Source organism: Enemella evansiae, from assembly GCF_004362375.1.
Lineage (GTDB): Bacteria > Actinomycetota > Actinomycetes > Propionibacteriales > Propionibacteriaceae > Enemella > Enemella evansiae.
The window spans coordinates 245,314-256,816 of the sequence record NZ_SNXA01000011.1; the positions used below are offsets into that span (position 1 = coordinate 245,314).

11 protein-coding genes are annotated in these 11,503 nt (G+C 72.1%); 4 read left to right on the forward strand and 7 right to left on the reverse strand.

The features are described from left to right. Nucleotides 1–61 precede the first annotated feature (61 nt). The 5 genes from C8D81_RS15795 to C8D81_RS15815 all read right to left on the reverse strand — a co-directional run bounded on the left by C8D81_RS15795 (nt 62) and on the right by C8D81_RS15815 (nt 6,520). A complete protein-coding gene (locus tag C8D81_RS15795) occupies nt 62–496 on the reverse strand; it encodes a metallopeptidase family protein (RefSeq protein ID WP_094355776.1) in 435 nt (144 codons plus the stop codon). Further along, the gene (locus C8D81_RS15800; protein ID WP_098477011.1) at nt 493–1,914 is read right to left on the reverse strand and encodes a DUF5719 family protein; all 1,422 of its coding nucleotides are present in this window, start codon (nt 1,912–1,914) and stop codon (nt 493–495) included. The genes C8D81_RS15795 and C8D81_RS15800 overlap by 4 nt, the downstream gene beginning before the upstream one ends. Further along, complete coding sequence (locus C8D81_RS15805) at nt 1,911–5,126, reverse strand: glycosyltransferase family 2 protein (protein ID WP_133626390.1); 3,216 nt, start codon at nt 5,124–5,126, stop codon at nt 1,911–1,913. Before C8D81_RS15805 ends, C8D81_RS15800 begins: the two co-directional genes overlap by 4 nt. Nucleotides 5,127–5,239: 113 nt before the next feature. After that, entirely contained in the window at nt 5,240–5,503 is a 264-nt protein-coding gene (locus C8D81_RS15810) for a WhiB family transcriptional regulator (RefSeq protein WP_094355773.1), read from the reverse strand. A 147-nt stretch (nt 5,504–5,650) separates the two neighbouring features. Next, nucleotides 5,651–6,520, reverse strand: coding sequence for a DUF456 domain-containing protein (locus C8D81_RS15815; protein ID WP_094432273.1), 870 nt, complete (start codon nt 6,518–6,520; stop codon nt 5,651–5,653). A 78-nt stretch (nt 6,521–6,598) separates the two neighbouring features. Here C8D81_RS15815 and cofD point away from each other — a divergent pair, with 78 nt between their 5' ends. From cofD to C8D81_RS15835, 4 genes are read left to right on the forward strand one after another with little or no spacing between them, the layout of a single operon-like run. Then, nucleotides 6,599–7,705 carry a 2-phospho-L-lactate transferase gene (cofD, locus tag C8D81_RS15820; RefSeq protein WP_094432386.1) on the forward strand — a complete coding sequence of 369 codons (1,107 nt, stop codon included), beginning with the start codon at nt 6,599–6,601 and terminating at the stop codon, nt 7,703–7,705. Continuing rightward, nucleotides 7,702–8,535: a coenzyme F420-0:L-glutamate ligase gene (gene cofE / locus C8D81_RS15825; protein WP_133626391.1), complete on the forward strand. Its 834-nt coding sequence runs from the start codon at nt 7,702–7,704 to the stop codon at nt 8,533–8,535. The genes cofD and cofE overlap by 4 nt, the downstream gene beginning before the upstream one ends. A gap of 43 nt (nt 8,536–8,578) precedes the next feature. Next, nucleotides 8,579–9,052 (forward strand): hypothetical protein, encoded by a 474-nt coding sequence (locus C8D81_RS15830; protein ID WP_133626392.1) that lies wholly within the window; start codon nt 8,579–8,581, stop codon nt 9,050–9,052. Next, on the forward strand, nt 9,049–9,378 hold the full coding sequence (locus tag C8D81_RS15835; RefSeq protein WP_133626393.1) for a transcriptional regulator: 330 nt from the start codon (nt 9,049–9,051) through the stop codon (nt 9,376–9,378). Before C8D81_RS15830 ends, C8D81_RS15835 begins: the two co-directional genes overlap by 4 nt. On the opposite strand, the gene C8D81_RS15840 is transcribed toward C8D81_RS15835, so the two are convergent. Beyond that, nucleotides 9,320–10,150 carry an endonuclease domain-containing protein gene (locus C8D81_RS15840; protein ID WP_166646847.1) on the reverse strand — a complete coding sequence of 277 codons (831 nt, stop codon included), beginning with the start codon at nt 10,148–10,150 and terminating at the stop codon, nt 9,320–9,322. The genes C8D81_RS15835 and C8D81_RS15840 overlap by 59 nt on opposite strands. A 249-nt stretch (nt 10,151–10,399) precedes the next feature. Next, on the reverse strand, nt 10,400–11,485 hold the full coding sequence (locus tag C8D81_RS15845; protein WP_094432285.1) for a mannose-1-phosphate guanylyltransferase: 1,086 nt from the start codon (nt 11,483–11,485) through the stop codon (nt 10,400–10,402). Between the last annotated feature and the right edge of the window lie 18 nt (nt 11,486–11,503).

Sequence of the window (11,503 nt, forward strand, 5' to 3'; positions counted from 1 at the left end):
ACGCCAGCCATTGCTCCGCTTCGCTCCGCATGGCTGGCTACTCGATGAACGTTCTTGGCCGTCAGTCGGCCTCGCCGTATCCCTCGGGGTCGAGTTCGTCCACACCGATACCGGTGAGCGCGGAGAGCTGCTCGATGACCGTGCGGTGCACCAGGATCTTCAACCCGCGCGGGGTGGCGGCACGCAGCTCCAGCGGCCGGCGGTAGATCACCACCCGGGCCGGGCGGTCGTCGGTGGCCTCGACGGCGGCGGCCAGCGGCACCTGGTTGCCGGTCCAGGCGACCTCCAGATGCGGCACCTCTTCCCAGCCGATCTGCACCCGGGCCAGCGCCTCCGGGCGGCGGCGGGCGATCCGGGCCACCGATTCGGCGACCGCATCGGTGAAGAACGCCTCGCGGTTCCGTGCCCGGTTCAGCGGTACCGGCGGCATCCCGGGCCGGGGCCGGGCCAGCGGTCCGCGCAGGCCGCGGGCATGCCGGTCGCGATGGCTGCTCATCGTCCCACCTCCGGGTCGTGTTCGGGATCGACGTCGACGGCGCCCTCCTCGGGCACCGACAACGGTGCGGTCGCCAGGCCGGCGAGCGGACCCGATCCGGAGGTCAGCACCACCCCGGCGTACAACTGACTGTCCCGCGGGGTACGCACCTGGACCGCGGCCGGCTGGTCGACCTGCTTGATCTCCCACAGATTGCTGCGGCCCGCCGCCACCGGCAACTCGGTCGCCATCAGCTCCCGGCCGCTGCTGTCCACCAGTCTCAGCGGCACCGTGGCGTCCCGGATCCCGTTGTTGGAGACCACCACCGCGCCGGTGGCCCCGGAAGCGACCGCGATCGCGGCGATGCTGCTGCCGGCCAGCTCCGGCGCCGACGGCTGGACGGCGAGATCGGCCTCGGCGGGGTTGTCGCTGCTGCGCGCCAGCACCGCGGCGACCAGCGGCTGGTCCGCGGTCACCCGGACCGCGCCGATGTCACCGTTGAGCCCGCGGGTGAGCGGCAGTCGGACCGTCGACTCGGCGTTCACGTCGACACCGGCCGCATCGGCCGGGGCGAAGGTGCCGTCGGGTCCGATCACCTCGATCTTGGCGGTGGTACGCCGGGCGCCCGGGTTGGTCAGGACCAGTTCGCGCGACCCGGGCCCGTCCGGTACACCGGGTACGACCTGCAGCGGCGACGGCTCGGTGGAGGCGATCTGCCAGTCGCTGCCGGCCGGTTGGGCGCCCTCGCTGGCGCGCTGGCGGACCGTCGTGAAGACCCGGCCACGGCTGGTCCGCACCTCCATCCCGACCGGTTCGACACCGGGGTTCGCGGCACCGGCGAACAGCGATTCCAGCGCGACCTCGCGGGTCGAATGCCCGGGTACGGTCACCCCGCGCCCACCGGCCGCGGCCAGCGGGCCGCTCGGACCGTAGAACCGCAGATCGACCTCGGCCTGCCCGGCGTCGGGATTGATCAGCGTCAGCTGACTGCGCACGCTCGCCCCGCTCCCCCCGGGATCCCCGGAGAGCCCGGTGAACCAGGCCGAGGTGCTCGGGGCACCGCAGCGCGCCAGGCCGAGTCCCCGATCGGGACCACCGGTCGGGCTCTCGTACGCCGCAGCGGCCGACCCCTGGCTCTGCCGCCCCTCGGCCACCAGCACCATCGGCTGGTCCGCGCTGGCCACGGTCATCCCCTTGCCGGCCGGGATCGGCACCGGATCGCCGGCGGCCAGGGAGCGCAGCCCGAGCGTGCCCCAGCTGGTCGCCGAGACCGCGTTGATGGTCGCCGCGGCCGGGCAGACGGTGACGGTGCGGCCCTCGGCCGCCACCGGCGGCAGCGGCCGTGGCTGCTTGACCGGCAGCGCGGCACCGCCGAACACCAGCCCGGCGCCGGCCGCCGCCACGGCGAGCACGGCCAGGGGTCGCAGGACGGTCTTCATCGCTCCTCCTCCGCACGGACCGCCCGGACCGCCCGGGCCGCGACCGGTTCGGGTTCACCGAGCCCGAGCCGCTCCTGGCGCCGCTGCCGGGCCCCGGCGAGCGAGGGCGCCGCGAGCAGCGCGACCAGCACCAGCCCGATCAGCTGGGCCAGCGCCAACCAGCCCCGCCATGGGTCGGCGAGCCGCACCTCGAGCCGGCCCGCCCCGCCCGGTACCTCGAAGCTGGTCCGGTCCACACCGGTCCGGCCGGTCAGTTCGTTGCCGTTGAAGGTGACCCGCCAGCGGGGGTCGGTCGGCTCGCTGAGCACCAGTTGCCGCGGGCCGCCGGCAGCCGGCAGGTCGGCCCCCGCAGCGGCACCGCGGGCGTCCAGCACGACCGGGCGGTCACCGGTGACGACCCAGCGGCCGGTGGTCTGCGGCACGGTCCACACGGTGGCGATCTCGTCACCGGAGGCGGTACCCAGGCCGGGGGTGTTGTTGATCCGCGACTTCTGCTCCTCGCTGGCGCCGGTGACCCAGACATGGCCGACGGCCAGCCCGGCCAGGTCGTCGGCCACCTGCTCGTCACCGTTGCCGGCGACCAACCGGGCGACGACACCGCGGGTGTGCTGCTGCATGGTGCCGGAGCCGCCGAAGGCGAGCCCCCGGTCGGCGTCACCGAGGCGGAGCTGGTCCCCCGCGATCAGCGACCAGGACATCGACGGGCCCTCGATCCGGATCGCGAGCACCCGGGTCCGGGCCGGGGAGTTCATCGCATTGCGCAGATAGGGCGCGAGCGTGCTGCCGCTCTCCCGATGGACGGGACCGTGGGCACCCAGCATCGCCCACCAGACCGCGCCGGTACCGACCGCGGCCACCGTCACCGCGACCACCAGCAGGGCGCCCAGGTGCGGCAGCCCGAAGCTGCGCCGCCCGAGCGCCGCCGGCACCAGGTCCAGGCCGAGCGCGCCGGCGTACACCAGTGCCGCGAAGCCGATGAGCAGCAGCGCCACCGGTTCGGGCCGGACCCGGGTGCCCTGCGGCAACGTGGTGGCGAGTTGGCGGGACAGCAGCACCGCCAGCGCGAACGCCGCCAGCGCGGTACCGATCGCGGCCCAGACGGCGGGCGCGGCGGGGCGCAGCGCGACCCCGAGCAGCCCCCACAGCCACAGGGTGCCGAAGAAGATCGCGGCGACCCAGAGGATCGGGGTGCCGGCACCGGGGGTGAGACCGAGCAGCAGCTGCCAGACCGGTCCGACCGCGACGCCGCCGAGGCCGGTATCGGGGCCGACGAACAACCGGGTCCAGCCGTTCAGCACCGCGGGCCACCAGGGCGCCAGCAGCACCAGCGGGACCGCGGCGGCGACCACCAGCCGCAGCACCCGGCCGCGCTCCCGGCGTACCCGGATCGCTGCGATCAGGCCGCCGAGCAACGCCAGCGCCCCCACCGGTGGATAGCAGGCGATCAGCACGGTGAGCAGCAGCCCGCTCGCCCAGGCGGGGCGCCAGGATTCCGGTCCGGTGGTGGGCCGCCGCAGCAGCGCCCGGATGGTGACGGCCAGCAGCGGGAGGAACACCGCAACGGCCAGCGGTGCGATCAGCCCGCGGTTCACCGCGCCGAGCAGCGCGACCAGCAGGGCGTAGAGCACGGTGGCGGCGATCCGGACGCGGGTGTCGGCGACGGTACGCCGCAGCAGCGGCTGTGCGGCGAGCGCGGCCGCCGGCACCACGAACAGCAGCCCGAGCGCCACCAGCAGCACCGGGCGGCCGAAGGACAGGGTGGAGAACAGCGCGGTGAACCCCAGCCAGGGCGGCGCCGAGAGCCCCGGGGCACCGACGATCGGGTCGAGATAGGCACGGTAGGCGTCGGTGAGGGTGCTGCGGGCGGGCAGCAGCCACGCCGAGGCGGGACTGCCGGGCCCGATCAGGGTCCGGCCGGCGAACAGCGCGGTCATCGTGAGCAGCAGGGTGAGGACCGCGGTCGGGTTGGTCCACAGGCTGCGGCGATCGGGGTCCGCGCCGGCGGCGAAGTCGTCACCGGTCAGCTCGTCGATCGAGGTACCGGCCTCGGGGCCACGGGCCGGGCCCCGGCCGGGGAGATATTCGCGGACCGCGTCGGCGGCGCTGCGCAGGCCGGCCCAGCGGTCGGGCCGCAACCGGGCCACCTCGGCGGCGGACTCGGCGGAGGCGGCTGCGGGGATCCGGGCGCGCAGCGAGCGGGTCCGCGGGTTGCCGACGAAATCGCCGACCGCGGCCAGTTCGGCGCGGGCCAGGGCGGGCGCCTTGCCGAGCAGATAACCGAGGGCGCGCAGCCAGCCGCCGAGGACGAGTCTGATGCTGGACCAGCCGCCGGCATGGTGGGCGGCCACGGTACGCAGGGCCAGTTCCCGGTCGGTACCGTGCGGGTCGTCACCGATCAGCCCGGATCGGCGCAGCCCGGTACGCCCGGCCTGGCGGTGGGTGATCCGGGCATCGGGACAGGTCCACACCTGGTAACCGGCCGCGGTCGCCCGCCAGCCCAGGTCGACCCCGTCGCGGAACAGCGGCAGCTCCGGTGCCAGCCCGCCGAGCTCGGCGTACACCTCCCGGCGGATCAGCAGACCGCAGGTGGAGACCGCCAGCACCCGCCGCGCGGTGTGCTGGCCCTGGTCGATCTCGCCCGGTTCCAGGTCGAGCTCGCGGCGGCCGGAATCGGAGATCGACACGCCGACCTCGCTGAGCCGGGCGGGTCCGTCACCGCGGTGCGGCTGCAGCAGTTTGGGACCCAGCAGGTCCGCATCCGGATGGGCCAGCTGGCCGGCGAGGAGCTGCTGCAGGCTGTCGGGGTCGACGGTGATGTCGTCGTGCAGCAGCCAGAGCCATTCGCCGGGGCGGGGTTCGGCCACCTCGAGCGCCCGCTGCACCGCGGCGCCGAAACCGTCGGTGCTCTCACCGGTGAGGACCTCGTCGAACAGGCCGCTGTCGCGGAGCTGTGCCGCGGTGTCGTCATCGGAGCCGGTGTCGACGGCCAGCCAGCGGTCCGGCCGGCGGGTCAGCTGCTGCAGGGAGGTGAGCGCCGGGCCCAGCCAGGCCTGCGCGTTGTGGGCGACCAGGATCGCGGTGACCGGGATGCCGGTGGTGTCGACGGGGGTGTCTGCGGGTTCCTCACTGGCCCACGCCCACGGGTCGATCCGATCCGCATCGAGGGGGGCTCCCAACGATCGCCGGGCGCCGGCCTCGGGCTGCTCAGGCATCGATTCGGAAACCTCACTGCGTACTTGGTGCCGGGGGCGTACGCCACAGACCCCCGAGAACGACGAAGGGGCCGCCGCAGCGCCCCCTCATCGTAACGTCACATCACGGCCGTTCAGACCGCCCGCTTCTTGAGCTTGCGGCGCTCCCGTTCGCTGAGGCCGCCCCAGATCCCGAACCGCTCGTCGTTGCCGAGCGCATAGTCCAGGCACTCGCTGCGCACCTCGCAGGAGAGGCAGACCTTCTTGGCCTCGCGGGTGCTGCCACCCTTCTCGGGGAAGAATGCTTCGGGGTCGGTCTGGGCGCACAGGGCGCGCTCCTGCCAACCCAATGCACCCTCGTCCTCGACGGCCTCCAACACCGTCAGCAGGTCATGCATGTTTCCTCCTCGACCCCTTGGCACACCAAGTTCCATTAGAGGAATTACAACCGTGTAGTTAGCGGGAGTCAAGCCGGAAATTGTCAGATCTCTGCGTTAGAGTAGGAAATTCCGCCCGATCGGGGGGTCTTGACCCCTGAACCGACCTCAGCCGCGGTCCAGCGGCTTCCACTGCGGCGGTTGCCGACGCACCGGTCGATCGGCCTCGCTCTCGACCTGTGGGTCCTCCCGCGGGGCGTCCTCGGCGGCCGGCAGGCGCCGGATCACCGTGGCCTCCTCGTGGTCGTCGTCCACCGTGGCCTCCTCGTGGTCGTCGTCCGGTGACTGGTCGGGCTCGGGAATCTGCTCCATCTCGCGATTGGCCGGCGTCCAGCCACCCCGCTCCCCCGGCCGGCCCCAACCGCTGGCCTGCGCGCCGGCGGCGGCCGCGCCCGCGGTCTGCCAGGCGGCGCCACTGGCCTCATCGGGGCGCCAGGTGGGTTCGGTCTGCGGAGCCTGGTCCGATTCGGCGTCGGCCGGCGCACTGCCCGGGCGGGGCAGTTCGACCGTCATCTCCTGGGCCTCGATCCGGCGGAACTCCTCGCGCCGCAACCCGCCGAGGATCTTGGCCAGTGCGACCACCGCGACCACCGGCAGGATCGTGAAGCCCAGGTAGCCGATCGCGTCGATCACCGCACTGAACACCCCGGCCCGCCGACCGGCGCGCACCAGGCCGATCACGCCGAAGACGAACTGCGCCACGGTACCGATCAGGGCCACCGTCAGGGCGGCGATGGTCAGCTTCCGGGCACCGGGGGTGATCGGTCGCAGCACCGCACACCAGGCCACCGCGAGCAGCAGCACGATGGCGTTCACCGGGCTGAGCAGCGACAGGCCGTGGGCGGCGAAGGCGTCCAACCCGGTCGGCCCGCGGACCGCGAGCACCAGGCGTACGACATCGACGGCCATCAGCACCACGACAGCAACCAGCACCAGCCACGCGGCCGGTTGCCGGAACCGCTTCAACCCCTCGCTCACACCGCCCAGCGTATCCACGCCGGCCGCCGGTCCGATGGACGCCCGCGGTGCGTCGGCACCGGGTGCCAGACTGTGCGCGTGACTGCTTCCCAATCCCCCACCCGGATCGTCGTGCTCGCCGGTGGTGTCGGGGGCTCCCGGTTCGTCCGCGGCGTGCGTGCCGCCTACCCCGATGCCCGGATCGACGTGATCGTGAACACCGCCGACGACATCACCCTGCACGGGCTGCGGGTCTCCCCCGATCTGGACACGATGATGTACGCGCTCGGCGGCGGCATCGACGATGCGAAGGGCTGGGGCCGCGCCGAGGAGACCTGGTCGATCATGGCCGAGTTGAAGGCGTACGCCGTGGAGCCGACCTGGTTCGCCCTCGGTGACCGCGACATCGCGACCCACCTGGTACGCACCCAGCTGATCGCCGCCGGCGCCCGGCCCACCGAGATCACCGCGGCGTTGTGCACGCGCTGGCTGGGTGATGAGCCGGTACGGCTGCTGCCGATGACCGACGACCGGGTGGAGACCCATGTGGTGGTCGCCGACCCCGAGGCGCCGTCGGGTCGGCGGGCGATGCACTTCCAGGAGTTCTGGGTGCGCCACCACGCCGAACCCGAGGTGCTCGAGGTGCTGCAGGTCGGTGGTGAATCGGCGAGCGCGAGCGATGAGGTGCTGGCGGCCATCGGGGCGGCGGAGCTGATCCTGATCGGCCCGTCGAATCCGGTGGTCTCGATCGGCCCGATCCTGGCGACGGGTGGGGTACGCCCGGCGCTGCGGGCGGTGACGGCGCCCGTGGTCGGGGTGTCGGGGATCCTCGGCGGCGCACCGGTGCTCGGGATGGCCGACAAGCTGCTGCCGGCGATCGGGGTCGAGGTGGACGCCGGGGCGGTCGGGTTGCACTACGGCGCGCGGTCCGCTGGGGGCCTGCTCGATGCCTGGCTGGTGGACTCGGGCGATGCGGCCGCGGCCGAGCGGTTGACCGCGGCCGGGTTGCCGACGCTGGCCACGCCGTTGCTGATGACGACGCCGGAGGATACCGCACGGTTCATCCGCGAAGGTGTCGAGCTGGCCGAGCGAGCCGACCCCACGGTGGTTGAGCGAGCGCCCCACCCCACGCCGGCTGAGCGAGCGCCCGACCCCACGCTGGCTGAGCGAGCGCCAGCGAGTCGAAGCCACCAGGACCGCCGGTGATCACCATCGACGCACCGACCGGGATCGGTGAGATCACCCCGGGCTGCGATCTGACCGGCGAACTGCTGCGGGTGCTCGTCCCGCACGATGGCGACATCTGGGTGGTGACCTCCAAGGTCGTCTCGAAGGCCGAGGGCCGTTTCATCGACGAGACCGACAAGGACCGGGCGCGGCGGATCGAGTCGCGGCGGGTGGTCGCGCGGCGCGGCGGCACGACGATCGTGGAGCACCGGCTCGGTCTGGTGCACGCCGCCGCCGGCATCGACTCCTCCAATGTGGAACCGGGGCGCTTGCTGCTGCTGCCGCTCGATCCAGATGCCTCGGCGCGCCGGATCCGGGCCGAGGTGGCCGAGCGCACCGGCGTGCGGATCGGCGTCCTGATCTCCGATACGTCCGGGCGGGCCTGGCGGACCGGGCAGACCGATCTGGCGATCGGGGTGGCCGGGGTGCTCCCGATCGACTCGCACATCGGGCGTACCGATCCGCACGGCAACGACCTCAGGGTCACCGAGATCGCGGTCGCCGACGAGCTCTGCGGTGCCGCCGATCTCGCCAAGACCAAGCTCGGCGGGCGACCGGTCGCGGTGATCCGGGGGCTGGCGACGCTGGTCACCGTCGACGACGGTTCCTCGGCCGGGCTGCTGCGGCCCGCGGCCCAGGACTTCTTCCGGCTCGGCCGGCGGGAGGCGGTGCTCGACGCGGTGCTGCGCGCCACCGGCCAGGCCGATCGCTACGACGAGCTGGTCGAGTTGGACGGCGACGAACTGGTGGCGGCCGTGACCGCCGGCGCCCCCGACGACGCGGACTGGATCACCCGCCTCCTCGGCTGACTTTCCGTTGCCGAAACGGAAAGTGATTGCTAGAGTTTCCGTCATGGAAAGAGATGTGTATCCCGCGAGCCAGGCCCTGAACGACATCACCGCCAGCAGGCAGGCAGTCGCCGACCGGCTGATCACTCCCCGTTGGTACCACCCGGTGCTCGCGCTCGGTATCGCCGGCTTCATCCTTGGCGTCGGGCTGCTGCCGGTGCCGTGGTCGGTGCTGCCGTCGCTGCTCCTCGCGATCCTGTGTGGCTGGTTGATCGGCGCCTACAGCAGGCTGACCGGGATCTGGGTGCGGCCGACGATGGGCCAGTGGTCTGGTCGGCTCTGGATCATGCACTCGGTGATCCTCGTCGCGTGCGTCCTGCCGGCGATCCTGGCGATGTCCCGCCTCGTCCAGCCGCCGATCTGGCTGCTGATCGCGGCCGCCGTGGTGGCTGCGGGGGCCACGATGATCATCGGCCCACGGATAGACGCCGCGATGCGCGCCGAGCTGCGGGCCGGAGTCGCGCGGAGCCGTCGATGAGCGGCTTCGATGAGGTGATCCATGCCCCACACCGGCTCCGGATCACCGCCCGGCTGGCCCAGGTGGATTCGATGGAGTTCGGGGCGCTGCGCGATGACCTCCAGGTCGCCGATTCGGTGCTCTCCAAACAACTCAAGGTGCTCACCGACGCCGGTTACGTGACGCTGGACAAGCCCACCGGCAAGGGCCGGGTGAAGACCTGGGCGAGGCTGACCCCGGCCGGCCGGCGCGCCTTCGCCGGCCACGTCGCGGCCCTGCAGACCCTGGTCAGCGTTGACCCATCGCCCGCAGCACCGTCCGGACGAACCCGGCCGGATCGTCGGTGACCATCCGCCAGGTGAACTCCAGTACCAACCAGCCATCGAGGTTGACCTCGTTGCGCCGTTGGTGGTCCTTCTCGAAGGCCTCCCGCCTGCTGTGCCATTCGAACCCGTTGATCTCGATGGCGAGCCTCAATTCGGGAAAGGCGAGGTCGAGGAAGAAGGTCCGGCCGTCGATCCGCAGTTCGAAGTTCGTGCACCAGCCCGTGATGCCGGCCTCCCGGAGCGCACGGTGGGCCATCCGCTCGGCCTCGGACCAGGGCCGATCGCGGGAGTCGGTGAGGATCTCGCGACGGGCGTTGTTGCCGGGCCGATTGGGATGATCGCCGAAGGCCTGCCAGAGCTGGGCCAGCGCCCAGGCGCCGCGGCGCGGGTGCTCGCGCAGCACGTCGTCGACCAGCTCACCGCCGAGCTCGGGGATCAGGTCGACCGCGGTGAGGAACTTGTTGGTGCAGCGGATGCCGTCGATGGTGGTGATCCACTCCGGGTCGATGCGGTCCCGGGTGAAGCTGAATCCCGGCTGATCCCGGAGTTCGGTCGGCGTTGCCATGGTGATCACGTTCGGCTCCAATCGCGGCCACCCCAACAAGGCCGCCGCCGATCGACCGGTCAGGACGGCACTCGGCGCATAGCGCGTGGCCGCGAGCGCGCGAACCTGATGGGTCAGATCGGCAGCACCGGGCACGAAGACACCCGGCAGCACGTTCACCATGTCACCGGTTCGCACAGCACAGCGCAGCACGCCGGCCAACTCACCCGCGTCCCGAACGGTGATCACCCCGGCGTGGTCCCTGAGTAGTTGTTCGAGTTGCTCCCGCCGACTTCTGCGCCCCATGCCCGCACCATGGGCCGGGGCGGCGGAATCGACCGGTCCTCGCGGGCGGCCTGTGGATGAAGCTGCGCGACCGTGCCCCCTGTGGAAAGTCCCGGATCCAGCGAGCGTGCAAGCCCGTGGACCGCTGACCCGCGTCGGCTCGTTGGGGCCAACTCACCCTTGCTGGATCTGGGACTTTCGCCCAGCCAACACTCAGGCGTAGGACTCGCCGAGCTCCTCGGCGACCTGGGCGACGAGCGCCTTCACCTGCTCGGCGCGGCCCGACGGGCAGACCAGGGTGATGTCGTCGGTCTGCACCACGATCGTGTCGGTCATCCCGAGCACCGCCACCAGCTTGCCGTCACCACCCTTGTTGATCACCAGGTTGTGCGAGGCGTCCATCACCACGGTGCAGCCCTCGCGGGCGTTGCCGTCGTCGTCGTGCTTCAGATGTTCGGCCAGCGCGGGGAACCCGCCGACGTCGTGCCAGGTGATCGGCAACCGGACCGCGACCACGTGCGACCCCTCGGTACCGCGGCCCAGGGACACCGGCTCCATCACCGCATAGTCCACCGAGATCTTCGGCAGCTTGGGGAACAGCTCGGCCAGCTTCTCCGGCTCGGCGGCCAGGGTCTGCACGATCTCATAGCAGTCGGGCACCAGCTTCTCCAGCTGCCCGAGCAGCGTCGTCGCCTGCCAGACGAACATGCCGGCGTTCCACCAGTACTCCCCCGAGGCCACATAGCGCTCGGCCGTCTCGCGGTCCGGCTTCTCGGAGAACTCCACCACATGGCGGACGTTCTGATCGCCGTTCACGGCCTTGCCCTGGTGCAGATAGCCGTACCCGGTGTGCGGGGTGTTCGGCACCACGCCGAAGGTGACCAGCGCGGTCGCATCGGATTCGGCGACCTCGAAACCGGTGCGGAGCGCCTGCTGGAAGACATCCACCGGCTGCATGATCTGGTCCGCGGTGACCATCGCGACCACGGCCTCGGGATCCTTCGCGGCCAGCACCGCGGCCGGCCAGGCGACGGCGTTCAGCGAATCCCGGCCGACGGGCTCGCCGAGCACCTGGTCGGCGGGCATCTCGGGCAGCTCGCTGCGCACGGTGTCGGCGTACTCGCCGCCGGTGCACACCCAGACCTGCTCGGCGCCGACCACGTCGACCACCCGCTCGAAGGCCATCCGGAGCAGGCTCCGGTCCCCCACCAGATGCAGCATCTGCTTCGGCATGCCCTGCCGCGACAGCGGCCACAGGCGCTTGCCCGAACCGCCAGCCATGATCACCACGTAACGCATGGCCCACACCCTAACGGC

Bases quoted from the DNA above. Each gene is read 5' to 3' on its own strand.
- C8D81_RS15795 (WP_094355776.1), bottom strand. From the start codon at position 496: ATGAGCAGCCATCGCGACCGGCATGCCCGCGGCCTGCGCGGACCGCTG.
- C8D81_RS15800 (WP_098477011.1), bottom strand. From the start codon at position 1,914: ATGAAGACCGTCCTGCGACCCCTGGCCGTGCTCGCCGTGGCGGCGGCC.
- C8D81_RS15805 (WP_133626390.1), bottom strand. From the start codon at position 5,126: ATGCCTGAGCAGCCCGAGGCCGGCGCCCGGCGATCGTTGGGAGCCCCC.
- C8D81_RS15810 (WP_094355773.1), bottom strand. From the start codon at position 5,503: ATGCATGACCTGCTGACGGTGTTGGAGGCCGTCGAGGACGAGGGTGCA.
- C8D81_RS15830 (WP_133626392.1), top strand. From the start codon at position 8,579: ATGGAAAGAGATGTGTATCCCGCGAGCCAGGCCCTGAACGACATCACC.
- C8D81_RS15835 (WP_133626393.1), top strand. From the start codon at position 9,049: ATGAGCGGCTTCGATGAGGTGATCCATGCCCCACACCGGCTCCGGATC.
- C8D81_RS15845 (WP_094432285.1), bottom strand. From the start codon at position 11,485: ATGCGTTACGTGGTGATCATGGCTGGCGGTTCGGGCAAGCGCCTGTGG.